This is a genomic window from Nocardia rhizosphaerihabitans, assembly GCF_014646295.1.
In the GTDB taxonomy this organism is placed as follows: Bacteria; Actinomycetota; Actinomycetes; order Mycobacteriales; family Mycobacteriaceae; genus Nocardia; species Nocardia rhizosphaerihabitans.
Map to the genome: position 1 here is coordinate 90858 of NZ_BMNE01000004.1, position 14814 is coordinate 105671.

The 14814-nt window shown below is 69.3% G+C and carries 21 protein-coding genes; 12 read left to right on the forward strand and 9 right to left on the reverse strand.

The window, feature by feature from the left end:
* The first annotated feature begins 208 nt into the window (after positions 1 to 208).
* Together IEY60_RS17935 and IEY60_RS17940 are read left to right on the forward strand one after the other, a co-directional pair.
* Positions 209 to 1102, forward strand: coding sequence for an ABC transporter ATP-binding protein (locus IEY60_RS17935; protein WP_189029690.1), 894 nt, complete (start codon positions 209 to 211; stop codon positions 1100 to 1102).
* Positions 1099 to 1962 (forward strand): ABC transporter permease subunit, encoded by an 864-nt coding sequence (locus tag IEY60_RS17940; protein ID WP_189029692.1) that lies wholly within the window; start codon positions 1099 to 1101, stop codon positions 1960 to 1962. The genes IEY60_RS17935 and IEY60_RS17940 overlap by 4 nt, the downstream gene beginning before the upstream one ends.
* A 3-nt stretch (positions 1963 to 1965) precedes the next feature.
* Here the strand turns inward: IEY60_RS17940 and IEY60_RS17945 are convergent, their stop codons facing one another.
* Positions 1966 to 2445 (reverse strand): DUF4240 domain-containing protein, encoded by a 480-nt coding sequence (locus IEY60_RS17945; RefSeq protein ID WP_189029694.1) that lies wholly within the window; start codon positions 2443 to 2445, stop codon positions 1966 to 1968.
* A gap of 31 nt (positions 2446 to 2476) precedes the next feature.
* Positions 2477 to 3085 carry a TetR/AcrR family transcriptional regulator gene (locus IEY60_RS17950; protein WP_189029697.1) on the reverse strand — a complete coding sequence of 203 codons (609 nt, stop codon included), beginning with the start codon at positions 3083 to 3085 and terminating at the stop codon, positions 2477 to 2479.
* 108 nt (positions 3086 to 3193) lie between these two features.
* Between IEY60_RS17950 and IEY60_RS17955 the strand changes: the two genes are divergently transcribed.
* The 4 genes from IEY60_RS17955 (at position 3194) to IEY60_RS17970 (ending at position 5174) form a co-directional block, all read left to right on the forward strand.
* On the forward strand, positions 3194 to 3847 hold the full coding sequence (locus IEY60_RS17955) for an FMN-dependent NADH-azoreductase (RefSeq protein ID WP_189029699.1): 654 nt from the start codon (positions 3194 to 3196) through the stop codon (positions 3845 to 3847).
* Complete coding sequence (locus IEY60_RS17960) at positions 3844 to 4164, forward strand: DMT family transporter (protein ID WP_189029701.1); 321 nt, start codon at positions 3844 to 3846, stop codon at positions 4162 to 4164. The genes IEY60_RS17955 and IEY60_RS17960 overlap by 4 nt, the downstream gene beginning before the upstream one ends.
* Before the next feature lie 55 nt (positions 4165 to 4219).
* Positions 4220 to 4663 carry an SRPBCC family protein gene (locus tag IEY60_RS17965; RefSeq protein ID WP_189029703.1) on the forward strand — a complete coding sequence of 148 codons (444 nt, stop codon included), beginning with the start codon at positions 4220 to 4222 and terminating at the stop codon, positions 4661 to 4663.
* 73 nt (positions 4664 to 4736) lie between these two features.
* Entirely contained in the window at positions 4737 to 5174 is a 438-nt protein-coding gene (locus IEY60_RS17970; protein WP_189029705.1) for an OsmC family peroxiredoxin, read from the forward strand.
* Positions 5175 to 5254: 80 nt separating this feature from the next.
* Here the strand turns inward: IEY60_RS17970 and IEY60_RS17975 are convergent, their stop codons facing one another.
* The 4 genes from IEY60_RS17975 to IEY60_RS17990 all read right to left on the reverse strand — a co-directional run bounded on the left by IEY60_RS17975 (position 5255) and on the right by IEY60_RS17990 (position 7272).
* Complete coding sequence (locus tag IEY60_RS17975) at positions 5255 to 5707, reverse strand: hypothetical protein (protein WP_189029707.1); 453 nt, start codon at positions 5705 to 5707, stop codon at positions 5255 to 5257.
* Between the two features lie 36 nt (positions 5708 to 5743).
* On the reverse strand, positions 5744 to 6532 hold the full coding sequence (locus IEY60_RS17980; RefSeq protein WP_189029709.1) for a CbtA family protein: 789 nt from the start codon (positions 6530 to 6532) through the stop codon (positions 5744 to 5746).
* Entirely contained in the window at positions 6523 to 6723 is a 201-nt protein-coding gene (locus tag IEY60_RS17985) for a CbtB domain-containing protein (RefSeq protein WP_444543800.1), read from the reverse strand. Before IEY60_RS17985 ends, IEY60_RS17980 begins: the two co-directional genes overlap by 10 nt.
* Before the next feature lie 225 nt (positions 6724 to 6948).
* Positions 6949 to 7272: an antibiotic biosynthesis monooxygenase family protein gene (locus IEY60_RS17990; RefSeq protein WP_189029711.1), complete on the reverse strand. Its 324-nt coding sequence runs from the start codon at positions 7270 to 7272 to the stop codon at positions 6949 to 6951.
* 56 nt (positions 7273 to 7328) lie between these two features.
* Between IEY60_RS17990 and IEY60_RS17995 the strand changes: the two genes are divergently transcribed.
* The gene (locus IEY60_RS17995) at positions 7329 to 8069 is read left to right on the forward strand and encodes an alpha/beta fold hydrolase (protein WP_189029713.1); all 741 of its coding nucleotides are present in this window, start codon (positions 7329 to 7331) and stop codon (positions 8067 to 8069) included.
* Positions 8070 to 8079: 10 nt separating this feature from the next.
* Here the strand turns inward: IEY60_RS17995 and IEY60_RS18000 are convergent, their stop codons facing one another.
* Positions 8080 to 8934 (reverse strand): HhH-GPD family protein, encoded by an 855-nt coding sequence (locus tag IEY60_RS18000; protein WP_189031184.1) that lies wholly within the window; start codon positions 8932 to 8934, stop codon positions 8080 to 8082.
* Positions 8935 to 9048: 114 nt separating this feature from the next.
* Between IEY60_RS18000 and IEY60_RS18005 the strand changes: the two genes are divergently transcribed.
* Positions 9049 to 9672 carry a carbonic anhydrase gene (locus IEY60_RS18005; RefSeq protein ID WP_189029715.1) on the forward strand — a complete coding sequence of 208 codons (624 nt, stop codon included), beginning with the start codon at positions 9049 to 9051 and terminating at the stop codon, positions 9670 to 9672.
* An 81-nt stretch (positions 9673 to 9753) separates the two neighbouring features.
* Entirely contained in the window at positions 9754 to 10428 is a 675-nt protein-coding gene (locus IEY60_RS18010) for a hypothetical protein (RefSeq protein WP_189029717.1), read from the forward strand.
* Between the two features lie 166 nt (positions 10429 to 10594).
* Here IEY60_RS18010 and radA read toward each other — a convergent pair whose 3' ends face one another.
* Together radA and IEY60_RS18020 are read right to left on the reverse strand one after the other, a co-directional pair.
* Complete coding sequence (radA, locus tag IEY60_RS18015) at positions 10595 to 11995, reverse strand: DNA repair protein RadA (protein WP_189029719.1); 1401 nt, start codon at positions 11993 to 11995, stop codon at positions 10595 to 10597.
* Positions 11996 to 12074: 79 nt separating this feature from the next.
* Positions 12075 to 12785, reverse strand: coding sequence for a copper chaperone PCu(A)C domain-containing protein (locus IEY60_RS18020; RefSeq protein ID WP_229739927.1), 711 nt, complete (start codon positions 12783 to 12785; stop codon positions 12075 to 12077).
* Positions 12786 to 13135: 350 nt separating this feature from the next.
* Between IEY60_RS18020 and carD the strand changes: the two genes are divergently transcribed.
* Genes carD through ispF form a run of 3 tightly spaced genes read left to right on the forward strand, consistent with a single transcriptional unit; the run spans position 13136 to position 14806 of the window.
* A complete protein-coding gene (gene carD / locus IEY60_RS18025; RefSeq protein ID WP_019044685.1) occupies positions 13136 to 13624 on the forward strand; it encodes an RNA polymerase-binding transcription factor CarD in 489 nt (162 codons plus the stop codon).
* A 1-nt stretch (position 13625) separates the two neighbouring features.
* Positions 13626 to 14336 carry a 2-C-methyl-D-erythritol 4-phosphate cytidylyltransferase gene (gene ispD, locus IEY60_RS18030; protein WP_189029721.1) on the forward strand — a complete coding sequence of 237 codons (711 nt, stop codon included), beginning with the start codon at positions 13626 to 13628 and terminating at the stop codon, positions 14334 to 14336.
* On the forward strand, positions 14333 to 14806 hold the full coding sequence (gene ispF / locus IEY60_RS18035; protein WP_189029723.1) for a 2-C-methyl-D-erythritol 2,4-cyclodiphosphate synthase: 474 nt from the start codon (positions 14333 to 14335) through the stop codon (positions 14804 to 14806). Before ispD ends, ispF begins: the two co-directional genes overlap by 4 nt.
* Positions 14807 to 14814: the final 8 nt, after the last annotated feature.

Consider the following 14814-nt stretch of genomic DNA (forward strand, 5'->3'; position numbering starts at 1 on the left):
ACCCTATTGCGTAGGGCCGCCCTCCGCGTCGGCCTGCGCCCGTAATTCCGCTGCGAGCCACCCTGCGGCCCCACGGTGGCCGGTCAGCGGCCGGTCGAGGCGAATATTCAGCGTCGGGAACGACGGCGCGAGTAGTCCGCGCGACGTAGCCACGAAGCCGCTCCGCGACGGATGCCCCGGCACCGCATCGGCGCGGATTCTGAGTGCCATGAACGATTCGATCGTGGTCACCGACGAGCTGACCAAGCGCTATGGCGAGCACATCGCGGTGGACGCGGTGAGTATGCGCGTCGCCGCAGGCGAGATCTACGGCTTCCTCGGCCCCAACGGTGCGGGCAAAACCACCACCCTGCGCATGCTGGCCGGCCTGATCCGCCCCAGCGCGGGCACCGCCCGGGTCAGCGGCCGCGCGCCCGGCGATCCCGCGGTTTTGCGCCGCATCGGCGTCCTCATCGAGGGTCCCGGCTTCTACCCCTACCTCTCGGGCCGCGACAACCTGCGCGTCCTGGCGCGCTACCGCGGTCACAGCACCACCGACGTCGAGCAGGCGCTGGAACGGGTGGGTCTGGCCGACCGTGCGGGCGACCGCTTCCGCACCTATTCACTGGGGATGAAGCAGCGCCTCGGCGTCGGCGCTGCCCTGCTCGGCGACCCGGACCTGCTGATCCTCGACGAGCCCACCAACGGCCTCGATCCGGCAGGTCTGGCCGAAATGCGCACGCTCATCGTTGATCTCGCCGCCGACGGGCACACCGTATTGCTGTCGAGTCACCAGCTCGCCGAGGTGCAGGAGATCTGTCACCGCGTCGGGGTGATCTCCGGCGGCAGGCTGCTCGCCGAATCGACCGTCGGCGAATTACGAGGCACCGCAGCGCTATTGGTGCTCGCCGAACCTGCCGACATCGCCCTCGCCGCGATTCGCGCCGTCGCTCCCGCCCGGGCGAACGCGGACGGGATCAGGGTCGAGACGTCTGCCGCGATGGCACCGGTGGTCGCGCGTGCCGTGGTCTCGGCGGGCGCCGACCTGCTGGAACTGCGCGTCGACGAGAAATCCCTGGAAGAAGTGTTCTTCGAGATGACGACTGTGGAGGTCGCGAAATGATCGGTCTGACAAGAGATCTGTGGGCGAGCATGCGCGCGGAGTCGGTGCGGCTCGGCCGCTGGCCCGCGTTCTGGATCGTCCTCGGCGTGTGGGTGCTGCTGAATCTGACCTTCGCCTACCTGTTCAACTACCTCGCCTACACCTCCGGGGAAAGCGGCGCCATGTCGGACGGTCTGCCCCGCGACGTCCTGCTCGGCCAGCTCATGCCCGCCGCCGTCCCGGAGGTCTTCACCCAGGGCATGGCCATGTTCGGCGGTGCGCTCATGCTCATCCTGGGTGCGCTCGCCGTCGGCAGCGGGTACGGCTGGGGCACCTGGAAAACCGTGTTCACCCAGGGACCGAGCCGCTCGGCGGCGGTCGGCGGCCTGCTCGTGAGCCTGGTGGTGGTGGTGGTGGTGGCCCTGGTCTGCGTGGCCTTCGCCGTGGACCTCGGCGTCGCCTCGCTCATCGCGGTGAGTGAGGGCCAGCCGCTCGCCCTGCCGTCTCTGGAGCGATCTGTGCTCGGAATCATCTCCGGCACAGCGATTCTGAGCATGTGGACCTTGGCGGGCGCGCTGATCGGCGCCATCGCCCGCGGCCCCGCCCTCGCCGTCGGCCTCGGTCTGGTCTGGGTACTCGTCGTCGAGAACCTCCTGCGCGGGGTGGCCGCCATCTTCGGTCCCATCGAGACGTTCACCGACCTGCTGCCCGGAACGGCCGCAGGCTCCTTGGCAGGCGCGATGCGCACCGTCAGCGGCCCTGCCACCCCCGGCGTCCTCGACATCCTCACCCGCGGCGAGTCCCTCGCCCTGCTCACCGCCTACGTACTGGCCTTCGCGGGCGGCACCATCTGGCTGATGAGCCGCCGCGACCTGACCTGATTCTCAGGACCACCCGGCCGGGTTCGATGCGGTCTCGCGCGAGATGCCCGAACCCGTCTCGGGGAATCCGCCGTAGAGCTTGTCGTGCAGGTGGGCGAAGAAATAGCACATCCTTTCGCATTCGGCGTCCGGCACCGCGGCTTCCGGGTCGGCGCGCACGGCGTCGTAGAACTCGCGGCCCATGGCGACGATGAATCCCCGCGCATACAGGAAGCCGTCGTCGGAACCGTCGGTGATCTCCTGGATGTCGGCGCGATCGATGTCGTAGAGCGCGCGTTCGGCGACCCGGTCCAGCGCGGTCAGCTCGGCGCTCGTGAAATCGGTGCTCAGCGAGAGCAAGGCGTCGATGAACCGGTCGAGGATGTCGTCGTCGAATTCGCCATCGAGCAGAGCGCGGCGCGCTCCGGAACCGGTTCGCTCCCAGGCGGTTTCGATCAGTGCCCAGAATCGAGCGGCTTCGGTGTCGGTAGGAAGTGTCGTCACCCGCGTGACGGTAGCGGCAGGGGCCGACAGGTCAGGATTGGTCGAGCAGGCGGTGGGCGAGCACCGCCAGCCCCTCGGTGATCTGGCCGGGCGAAAGCCCGCGTTCACGTTGGTGCAGATAGACCTCGGCGGCCACCGGCGCGAGGACGGTGTCGACCAGGGAATCTGGTTGGGCGACACCAGCTTCGACCAGCAGCGCGTGCACGTGGGCGGACCAGAATCCGTAAGCCCCGGTGGCGAACCGGGCGCCGCCGGTTTCGGCGCCGAGCACCAGATGCGCATGGGCCGTGAGCAATTCGACCATCGCGGCGTAGAAGGCGGCGAGCCGGTCGGCGGGTGATGCGCCGGGGCCGAGCGGTGGTTGCCCGCGCATCAACTGCTCCTGGAGCGCGCGTTCGTGTTCGTCGAGCAGGGCGACGGCGATGGCGGTGCGGTCGGGATAGCGGCGGTAGAGGGTGCCGCGGCCGACGCCCGCCGCCTTGGCGATGTCGTCCATGGTGACCGTGCGCGGGTCGCGGGTGGCGAACAGTTCGGCGGCCGCCGCCAGCACCTTGGCCCGGTTGCGGGCCGCGTCGGTGCGCTCGGCGGGCTGCGGTGCGTCCAGCGCCGTGCCGGTGAGCAGGTCGGATCGGGGCTCCATGGTGTCGACTCTAGCCCAGAAACGAATATGTGGACAGGCTGTCCACTTGTGTTCTATCGTCAAGCCCACGGCAATCGGACATGCTGTCCACTTAAGGAAGGTTCGACCATGACACACCTGCTGCACCTCGACGCCAGCGCTCGCAACCGGTCGCTCAGCCGCAGGCTCGGCGCGGAGTTCGTCCAGGCCTGGCGCGCCGAGACACCTGACGGCGAGTACACCTACCGCGACCTGACCGCCCAGCCCACACCGTTCATCGGCGAGGGCTGGACCGAACTCTGCGACGCCGTCCTCGCCGCGGGCAGCACCGACCTCGATCGGCTCCCCGAGCTCGCCGTCACCCCCGCGGCGAAGACCGCTTGGAAGATCGTCGAACCACTGCTCGCGCAGGTACTCGCCGCCGACGTGATCCTCATCGGCACCCCGATGTACAACTACTCGATCCCCGCCGCACTCAAGGCCTGGCTCGATCAGATCACCTTCCCGCGAATGTCGCTGGGGGAGCGCAGGTTCGTGGTGGTCGGCGCCCGCGGCGGCGCCTACTCGCCCGGCGCGCCCAAGGCCGCCTACGACTACCAGGAGCGCTACCTGCGCGACTTCTTCGCGGGCCATTTCGCCGTCACCGACACCGTGTTCGTCCACGCCGAACTCGCCAATGCCGTGCAGGACCCGAATTTGGCCCACCTGCGCGACGCGCACGAGGCCTCGCTCGCCGCCGCGCTGACCGAAGTTCGCCTGCTCGCCAAGGATTACGTGAAATGAGCTGGGTGGTACTCGGCCTCGCCGGCCTCGTCGAGATCATCTGGTCACAGACCATCAAACCGACCGAGAACTTCACCAAACTCGGCCCGACCCTGCTCTGCATCGCCCTTGGCTCGCTCGCGGTGTACCTGCTTTCGCGAGCCATGCACACGCTCCCGGTCGGCACCGCCTACGCGGTGTTCACCGGAATCGGCGCGCTCGGCGCGATCAGTCTCGGCGTGCTCGTGCACAAGGATCCGCTCAGCGCGGGCCGCATGCTGGCGCTGGCGCTGATCCTCGGCGGGATCGTGCTCGCCCGCGTCACCAATCCCGAGTGACGCTGTCGCACACCCGATGCGGCGATCGGCCGGTCCGGGCCGGTAAGGTCGGCTGATGGACCAGCCAGTTCGCCCCCCGGACCTGTCTGCGCGACCGCACGAGCTCACGGTCGAGCGCGTGATGAAAGCCTCGCCCAGCCTGCTCTACGCGGCCTGGACCCAGGGCCTCGACCTGTGGCTGGCCGTTCCCGGATCGGTCCTCATGCGCCCCGCCGTGAACGAGCCGCTCTACTTCGATACCGGCTCGGCCGACAAGCGCAACCCGCACTACGGCCGCATCCTGCTGCTGGAACAGGACCGCCGGGTCGAATTCACCTGGGTCACCGCGGCCACCGACGGCGTGGAGACCGTGGTCGCCGCCGAATTCCGCAAGCAGCCCCGCGGCATCCGCCTGCGCCTGCGCCATTCCGGCTTCCCCACCGCCGCCATCCGCGATCTGCACCAGCAGGTCTGGCCGGAGATGCTGGAACGGCTGGACGAGGTCACCGGAGCCGCCTGAGCCGCCGAACTCCGGCCGGGATCCGAGTAGGTTCGTCACCGGACGCAACACCCACCGAATCGAAAGGATTGCCATGCCGACTCGTAGCGCACGCACCCTCTGGGCAGGCGGACTGCAGGACGGTTCCGGGCAGGTCGAACTGGTCAGCTCCGGTGCTGGCAAGTTCGATGTGACCTTCCCGCGCCGCGCTGCCGAGGTCGCCGAGGGCACCAGCCCGGAAGAGCTGATCGCGGCGGCGCACTCGTCGTGCTACTCGATGGCGCTCTCGGCCGAGATCGCCAATGCGGGCGGCACCCCGGAAAGCCTGGATGTCACCGCCGACGTCACCCTCGCGCCGGACCCGGCCGGTGGGTTCCAGATCAGCAAGATCAAGCTGACCGTGCGTGCCGTCGCGGCCGGGCTCGACGCCGAGGGCTTCTACACCGCGGCCACCGCCGCCAAGAACGGCTGCCCGGTCAGCAAGGCACTGGCCGGCGTCGCCGAGGTCGAGCTGGACGCCGAACTGATCTGATCCGTCCGGCATTTTCGTGCAGTTCGCCGCTGTGCGGTCGGAAACCGACTGACGGGGCAGGACTGCACGAAAATGCCGGGTCAGCGCTGGGTGAACCAGCGATGCGCGGCGGGGGTGTACATCGCCGGAATGGCGATCACCACCGCCAGGATGTGCACGGCCCGGCAGCCGGCCAGCACGGCCGAACTGGGGGACATGCCGGTGAACAGCGCGGCGAAGTCGTCGGTCGACAGCACGACCGCCAGCGGCTCGATGATCAGCGAGAGCAGGCCGACCACGCCGATGCCGACGGTCAGCAGTGCTCGGGCAACCCGGCTGCCGTTCACCATGTACAGCGCCACACCCGCGACGACCAGGTAGATGGCGAGGCGGGGGAGCAATCCCGCTGCGGTGGCGCCGAATTCACCACCGCCACGGACCGCGCGCAGCAGTCCTTCGGCGGCGCCTGCGGCCAGAGCGGTGACGAGACCGCCGAACGCGACGGTCACCGCGCGGGGTCGGGATGCGGAAACGGAAAAGGCAGTGCCGGTCATGACACCGACACTGCCTTTCGCCGATACGCGCGAGGATCACCCTGCGGTAGCGACCTGCTCCACTACTGGAGTGCTACGCCGCGAAGCGAATTCGGTGAGCGCGGCGAAGGCCAGCCCCAAAGCCACCCACAGCGTGGTGGTTTCGGCGAGCGAGGCCACCCGGAAACGCCACAGCAGCGTCGCGGGGAAGTCGTCGGCCACCTCGTTCACACCGGGCAGCAGCACATAGCCGACCGTGGTGACCAGCACGAATGCCGCAACGCCCGCGATAAGCCGGAGCGTGTCGAGCTGTCCGGCCAGTGCGCGATAGGCCGCGATCGATGCCGCGACGGCCAGCAGGCCGAGCACGACAGTCGCGACCCACAACCAGGTGCGGTTGTTGATCGTCTCCGGATCACCCACCGCGGGTGGGTTGGCCGGGTACTTGAAGAACGGCACCGCGACGATCGCCGCCCACGCGAAGCCCGCGGCGTACAGCGACAGCTTCGGCCCGGTCAGCGTCGTGAACCGGCGTCCGAAGTTCAGTGCCGCCGCCAACAGCGCGCCGAACGCCATTCCGGCCAGGCCGAGCGCGAGGAACTGTCCAGCCTTCTGGCCGGACCGGCTGACCAGCGGTTCGTCTTCGCCACCATGGGAATGGCCGGCGGGCTCTGCCGCGTCGTGGCCGTGCTCGGCCGGTGCCGCGGCGGCCTCTTCGATCGCGATGGCGGCGTCCACCTGGGGTTCGCCGATGAAGTAGCCCACTGTGGCGGCCAGCAGACCGGCGATCAGGCCGGCCAGCAGGCCGCGCAGCAGCAGGGTCTTGAGTGATCCGGTCAGTGGCACGGGACACCGAGCAGGTGACGTCCGTCGTGCATCAGCTCGTGCAGGTACATCCCGCTACGCGAGACGGCCCCCTGGTCGAACCCGACCAGGTACAGGGTGAGCAGTGCAAGCAGAACGACACCGACCGTGACGAGCACGGTTGCCAGGGTGTCAAGGCCGGTCTCCCGGCTGGGTGAATGCGCGATGGCCATTCGGGTCCTCCTCAGGGATACGCGTCCCACGGTCGAAGTGTGGTGCGAAGGTGCCGGTGTCTGGCTCTCCGGCACCGGGAACCCGGTACTTGGATACAGTGGCGCGACCGCTCCGGAATCTCACCGGAATTACCGCGCACCCTCGCTTGTGTTCCCTCGAACTGTGACAGTCGCGAGGCGCCCGCGTCAATACGCGCATCCGCATGTCCAGCGGAAACGCCGTCGTCAGGCCTTCGCGGGCACGTCCAGGACGACCTCGAACTCGAGCAGCGAGGCACCGGTCGACACCGGCTTGGGCCGCTCGCCCTCCCCACCGTGTCCGGCATGCGCGGCGCGGGCCGGACCGTCGCGCCACGCGGCGAACGATTCCTCCGAATCCCATTGCGTCACCACGAAATACCGGTTGTCGCCGGCCACCGGGCGCAGCAACTGGAAGCCGAGGAAACCGGGGGAGTTCTCCACCGCGTGCGCGCGGGCGGCGAAGCGCTTCTCCAGCTCGGGGCCCGCGCCTTCAGGGATCTCGATCGCATTGATCTTCACAACAGCCATAGCGCCGACAATACGACCGCGCGGGAAACATCCCGCTCTGGGGCACAATCGTCAGGGTGTTGTACGACGAAGGCGGGACCGGCGTCCCGATCCTGCTGTTGCACGGGCTGATGGGCAGCGCGCGCACCTGGACAGATCAGCTGCCGTGGCTGCGCGAATTCGGCCACGTCTACACCGTCGACGCCGCGGGTCACGGCCGGGTGCCGCCCGCCGAGCTCAGCACCGAGGCGTTCGTCGCCGATCTCGCCGCACTCACCGCCGAGATCACCGAACCGATGGTGATCGTCGGGCATTCGATGGGGGCGATCCACGGCTGGGTCTTCGCCGCCACCTATCCCGAGCGGGTGCGCGCGATCGTCGTCGAGGACATCGCGCCCGATTTCACCGGCCGCACCGCCGCGCACTGGGCCGAGTTGATCCACTCCTGGCCGCAGCCTTTCGCCGACGACCAGGCGGTGCTCGACTACTTCGGACCGGTCGCGGGCGCGTACTTCCTGCGCGCCTTCACCGCCGCGCCCGACGGCTACCGGCTGCACGGCGAGGTCGACACGTTCCGGGCGATCTCCGAGGAGTGGGGCACGCGCGACTTCTGGACCGAATGGAAGTCGCTGCAGGTGCCCGCGCTGCTCATCGAGGGCGAGCACACCATCACCCCGGCCGGTCAGATGCGGACGATGGCCGACGTGCATCCCGGTGCGGAGTATGTGCGGGTCGCCGGGGCCGGGCATCTGGTGCACGACGAACAACCCGAGGCCTATCGCGAGCACGTCGGCCGCTTCCTGCGTCGCGTGCTCTGAACCGCGCGGGTTATCCCGCTGCGCCACCTTCACCGGCCAGGGCGAACAGCCCGTCCTCGGTCTGCTCGATCAACCCGTCGACCAGCAGCGAATCCAGGGCGCGCGCCCGCTGGCCGGGATCGCGCGTCCACGCCAGATCGAGGCGCACCTGTTCCACGGGCCCGGACGCGTCGCGCAGGACATCGAGCAGCCGTCCACGCGCCTGACGGTCGGTGCCCTCGTACTTCTGCACCTTGCGGGCCACCTCGGCGGCAGGCTTGCCCGCCTCGACCCACGCACAGGCAGGCAGCGGGCAGTGGGCGCAGTCGGGATTGCGGGCCGTGCACACCAGTGCGCCCAATTCCATCAGCGCCGCCGAGAACTTCGCGGCGCGCGGCACCGGGACAGGCAGCAGCGCCTCGGTCTCGGCGAGATCGCGCGAGGACGGATTGCCCGGCTCCCGTCCGTGCACCGCACGCGCGACCACTCGGCGAACATTGGTGTCCACCACCGGAACTCGCTGACCATAGGCGAAGCAGGCCACCGCGCGGGCGGTGTAGGCGCCGATGCCGGGCAGGCTCAGCAGCACGTCGACATCGGCGGGAACCACGTCACCGTGCTCGGCGGCCAGCACCCGCGCGCACTCGTGCAACCGCAACGCCCGCCGCGGGTACCCGAGCTTGCCCCACGCCCGCAGCACCTCGGCCTGCGAGGACGCCGCCATGGCCGAGGGCACCGGCCAGCGCGCCACCCACTCCCGCCAGATCGGCTCTACGCGCACGACCGGGGTCTGCTGGAGCATGATCTCGCTCATCAGGATGTGCCACGCGGTGGCTTCCGGCTTGCGCCACGGCAGGTCGCGCGCGGTGTCGGCGAACCAATCCATCAGGGCTTCGGCGTCGATACTCACTGCTCCCGTTCCCACTCCGCCAGGCGGTATTTGCCGACGCGTAACGCGGCGGACTCGCTGGTAACCAAGGGCGTGTGCACAATGGTCGGTATGCCTGGTTCCAATCCGATAAGCGCCTGGAAGTCACTGCGCGAAGGCAATGAGCGCTTCGTCAACGGCAACCTGCTGCATCCTAGCCAGGGTGCCGCGGATCGAGCCAAGCTCCTCAGCGGCCAGCATCCGCACGCGATCCTGTTCGGCTGCGGCGACTCCAGGGTCGCCGCCGAACTGATCTTCGACCAGGGCCTCGGCGACATGTTCGTCGTCCGGACCGCGGGTCACGTGGTGGACAGCTCGGTGCTCGGGTCGATCGAATACGGCGTCGAGGTGCTCGACGTGCCGCTGATCGTGGTCCTCGGCCACGACAGCTGCGGCGCGGTGAAGGCCACGATCGACGCGCTCGACGGCGGCGAGGTGCCCGGCGGGTTCATCCGCAGCGTCGTCGAGCGGGTCACCCCGTCGATCCTTGTCGGCCGCCGCGAAGGCCTCACCTCGATCGACGAGTTCGAGGCGCGCCACGTCGAGGAGACGAGCAGGCTGCTCATGCAGCGGTCGATGATCATCTCCCAGCGGGTGGCCACCGGTCAGCTCGCGATCGCGAGTGTCACCTACAAGCTGGCCGATGGCCGCGCGCACCTGCGCCGGGCCGTCGGAAACATCGGCGAGGTGGTCTGAACCGGGGTATCGACCCGTTTGGGCCGCCGACACGCCGAGGTCATCGAGCGCGGGCCCGCGCGGTGCGCTTACCTTTGAGGCGTGCTGGAACCGAATGGACCGCTGCCTCCGGAGATCTACTGGCGTCGCCGTGCACTCGCCATCGGCGTCATCGTCGTCGCGCTGGCGATCGTGATCTGGCTCGTCACCATGGTCGCGCGCGGCGGGGACTCGTCCGGGAATACCGCCGCGGCGACTACGACCACCGCTGAGACGAGCAGTAGCAGTTCCGCCGAGTCGAGCTCGACGACGGCGGGCAGCAGCTCGGCGACCGCCACGTCCAGTGCCCCGGCGGCCAGTTCGGCGGCGGCTCAGCCCGCGGCTGCGCCGTGCGGCGATCAGTCGCTGGCGCTGAAGGTGACGGTCGGGCAGCCGACCTATCGGGTGGGGGATCAGCCCGCGTTCGGGACTGTCATCACGAACATCTCGTCGGCGCCGTGTTCGCGGGATCTTGGGCCGGGTCCGCAGTTCTTGGTGTACACGCTCGACGGGCAGCGGCGCCTGTGGGCGAGCAACGACTGCAACCCGGACGGCCCGCCTGACATGAAGACGCTCGGGGCGGGCGAACAGCTGTCCTACAAGGGCACCTGGTTCGGAACCACCTCGCAGCCCCAGTGCGCCGGGGAGCGATTGCAGGTGCCCGCCGGCGCCTACATGGTGGTGGCGCAGCTCGGCGCTATTCGCAGCGCGGCCGAGCCGTTCAACCTGGCGGCGTGACCGGGCCGAGCGGCCGGCGCCGGGTGCGGACCGTGCATTGTGCGGGTGCGCTGTAAGTCACATGTTCAACTCGAGGCGATTTGCAGCCTTCGCATGATCGATGCGCGCGTCAATGGTTATTGGCACGGAAATACCGAATTTCGGCGAAATCCGTGGTTTGCCGGGGCTATTCCACCGGGACGGGGTCGCGGGGTGCGCGGGATTTGCGGAGTTCGGCCAGCCGCAGCGCCGAGCGGAGGTCGCCCACCTCGTGGATGCGCATCGAGCCGATCTTGGTTTTCTCCGAACCGGGCGGGACGAGGGCGGTGGTGAAGCCGAGGCGCTCGGCCTCGGCGAGCCGCCTGCCCAGGCCGGTGACCTTGCGGACTTCGCCCGCCAGGCCCACCTCGCCAAGGATCACCCAGCCCGCGGGCAGGGCGATATCGGCCTCGGCGGAGGCGATCGCCAGGGCGATGGCGAGATCGGCGGTCGGCTCGACCAGGCGCATGCCGCCGACGGTCGCGGCGTAGACGTCGTGCTTGCCGAGGAACACCCGGCCGCGGCTCTGCAGCACGGCCAGCACCATCGCCACCCGGTTGTAGTCCAGGCCGCTCACGGCACGGCGGGGCTGGGGAATCTCGGTCTTGACGGTCAGGCCCTGCACCTCGGCGACCAGCGGGCGTTTACCGTCCATCGCCACGGTGACCGCGGTGCCTGGCACGGTGTCGGTGCGGTGGTGCAGGAACAGCCCGGACGGGTCGTCGACACAGGCGATGCCGTCCTCGTGCAGTTCGAAACAGCCCACCTCGTCGGCGCTGCCGAAGCGGTTCTTGATGCCGCGGATCATGCGCAGCGCGGAGTTCTTGTCGCCTTCGAACTGCAGCACCACGTCGACCAGATGCTCGAGCGTGCGCGGGCCGGCGACATTGCCGTCCTTGGTGACATGGCCGACCAGCAGCACGGCGATCCCGCTGGCCTTGGCCAGTGAGGTCAGCGCCGCGGTCACCGCGCGAACCTGGGTGACGCCGCCGATCACGCCGTCCACCTCGGGCGCCAGCATCGTCTGCACCGAGTCGACCACCAGCAGCGTCGGCCGCACCTGTTCCACGTGCCCGAGCACGATCGACAGGTCCGATTCGGCGGCCAGGTACACCCGGTCGTGCACGGCGCCGGTGCGGTCGGCCCGCAGGCGCACCTGCCCCGCGGATTCCTCGGCCGTCACATAGAGCGAGGTCTCGCTGCGCTGGGCGGCCCACCGGTGGGCGACCTCGAGCAACAGGGTCGACTTGCCGACGCCCGGCTCACCCGAGAGCAGCACCACCGAACCAGGGACGACACCGCCGCCGAGCACCCGATCCAGCTCACTGACCCCCGTCGACCGCGCCTGGGTGACCTTGGCGTCGATCTGCGACAGCGGGGCCGCCGCCGTGGTCGGCAGCATCGCCCGCCGCCCCGGTGCCGCGGCGGACGCGGACGCGGCGGTCTCGTTCACCGTCCCCCAGGCGCCGCACTCGGGGCATTTCCCCACCCATTTGGACACCTCGTGCGAACACGCGGTGCACCGGAAGACAGCTTTGGTCTTGGCCACACGCGCACCCTACGGATCGGCTCCGACAAAAAGAAAAGCCGCCGCGATCACCGCGACGGCTTTCCTGCTGCACCGAAAATCAGTGCCCGCCGCTGCCCTCGGGGGCGGGGCCGGACTTCTCGTTCTGGATGCGCTCGACCGAGGCGGCGTCGACCGGGACGGCCACCTGCACGGTTCCCGCGTCCTTGAAGTTGAAGGTGACGTTGTAGGTCAGACCCGGGTGGATCTCCTCGGACAGGCCGGTGATCTCGATCGTGCCGGGCTTGGCCTCGGGATCGATGGACGGCTTGTCGCCCGCCGGGGCCGCCGTGGTGGTCGGCGCTGCCGTCGTGGTCGGGGCGGCCGTGGTGGTCGGCCCCGCGCCGTGGTGGTCGTCCGACTCGGCGGCGGCGACCTTGACCGGGCCCGCGACGACGGTCTGCTGCGGCTTCAGCACGAACTTGGCGTCGCCGGCCGGGCCGGTGAGCTTGACCTGACCGAGGTCGGTGGTCACGCTGGTCAGCTCGTCGGTGACGGTTTCGCTGTTGTTGATGATCGACAGCGCGATCACCGCCTTGCCACCCTTGTCGTGCTCGGCGGTCGCCTCGGGGTACACGATGTGCACGTTGCGCAGGGAGATCGCGCCCACATCGGCGTGGTTGCCGTTGATGGCGGCGGCCTGCGACGACGTCTGGGTGTGCTGGCCGGCGCTGCAGCCGGTCAGGGCGATGCCCGCGGCAGCGGCGAGCGCGGCAACCGTCACCATGCGACGTCGCGCCTGCGGGGCGGTCACAGCTTTCAGGGCAGTCACGGTTTGTCCTCCATGTCGACCGGGCTCACTCCGTCCACACAGCGACGGAGGGTAGTAACTAGGCAGCGTAGTAGTTCGCTTCGCGCGCGTGGCGTCCGGGCTCGCGACGCGCGGGCGTGGAAGTAACAGTTCGGTGTCCGGAGCGGGGTTGCCCGATCGATGCCGGGCGCGTGCGGCGCGATGACGGCTCGCTGTGCTGGTGGTTAACCCGTTCTGGCGCAACGCAATGCACAACAATTCCGCGTTGTCAACCCCTACGATGGCCTCGTTGTGGCCCTGACCTGCACAGTTGATCGCGCCGTTATCGAGTCGCATGTTAAACTGTGAACATCGAAAGGGGCACGGGACACATGATTTTTAAGGTCGGAGACACCGTCGTTTACCCCCACCACGGAGCGGCGCTGATCGAAGCAATCGAGACCCGCACCATCAAGGGTGTGCAGAAAGAGTATCTGGTCCTGAAGGTCGCGCAAGGCGACCTGACCGTTCGGGTTCCCGCAGAGAACGCCGAATATGTCGGCGTCCGTGACGTCGTCGGCCAGGAGGGTCTCGACCGCGTCTTCCAGGTGCTGCGCGCGCCACACACGGAGGAGCCGACCAACTGGTCCCGCCGTTACAAGGCCAACCTCGAGAAGCTCGCCTCCGGCGATGTGAACAAGGTGGCCGAGGTCGTGCGTGACCTGTGGCGTCGTGAGCAGGATCGCGGCCTGTCCGCCGGTGAGAAGCGGATGCTGGCCAAGGCTCGTCAGATCCTCGTCGGTGAGCTCGCGCTCGCCGAGGGCACCGACGACGGCAAGGCCGAATCGCTGCTCGACGAGGTCCTCGCCGCGGCTTCCTAGAGTGCGACCTGTCGTAGCACTGGTCCCTGCCGCCGGTCGTGGCGTGCGCCTGGGTGAATCCACCCCGAAGGCGTTCGTTCCGGTCGGCGGCACACCTATGGTCCGGTTGGCTGTCGACGGGCTGATCGCGTCCGGTGCGGTGCACCGGGTTGTCGTGGTCGTGCCCGCCGATCTGGTCGATGCCGCGTCCGCTCTGCTGTCCACCACCTCACTGACCGGCGGTTCGATGCCCCCTGTGCCGGTGCAGGTCGTCGTTGGCGGCGCCGAGCGCACCGATTCGGTGCGCGCCGGGATCGCGGCCGCGCCCGATGCCGCGTTCTATCTCGTGCACGATGCCGCTCGCGCGCTCACTCCACCGGAGTTGATCGCGCGGGTGGCCGCCGAGCTGCAGGCGGGCAGTCCCGCCGTCGTCCCCGCCCTGCCGGTCGTCGACACCGTGAAAGCGGTCGACGACGCGGGCGTGGTGACCGGTACCCCCGATCGCGCCCACCTGCGCGCCATCCAGACTCCACAGGGCTTCGCCGCCGATCTGCTGCGCCGTGCCTATGCCACCGAGGTCGGCGCGACCGACGACGCGGGCCTGGTCGAACGCCTCGGCGTCGCCGTGCGCACCGTCCCGGGCGAGCCCCTGGCCTTCAAGATCACCACCCCCCTCGACCTGCGCCTCGCCGAATCACTGCGCGCCGACGCCGACCAGGCGGTCGCGCGATGAGAGTCGGCATCGGCAGCGACGTGCACCCCATCGAGCCGGGCCGCCCCTGCTGGATGGCGGGCCTGCTGTTCCCCGACGCCGACGGCTGCGCGGGCCACTCCGACGGTGACGTCGCCGCGCACGCCCTCTGCGACGCGCTGCTGTCGGCCGCGGGCCTCGGCGATGTCGGCGCGGTCTTCGGCGTCGGCCGTCCCGAATGGGCCGGTGTCACCGGCGCCGCCATGCTCACCGAGGTCCGCAGGCTGCTGGCCGGGGAAGGTTTCACCGTCGTCAATGCCGCGGTGCAGGTCATCGGCAATCGGCCGAAGATCGGCCCGCGCCGCGTCGAGGCGCAGAAGGTGCTCGGCGAATTACTCGACGCACCCGTTTCGGTGTCGGGCACGACCACCGACGGGCTCGGCCTGACCGGCCGTGGTGAGGGTGTCGCCGCCATCGCCACCTGTCTGCTGGCGGAGTGTCCGCAGCCCTGACGGGCCGC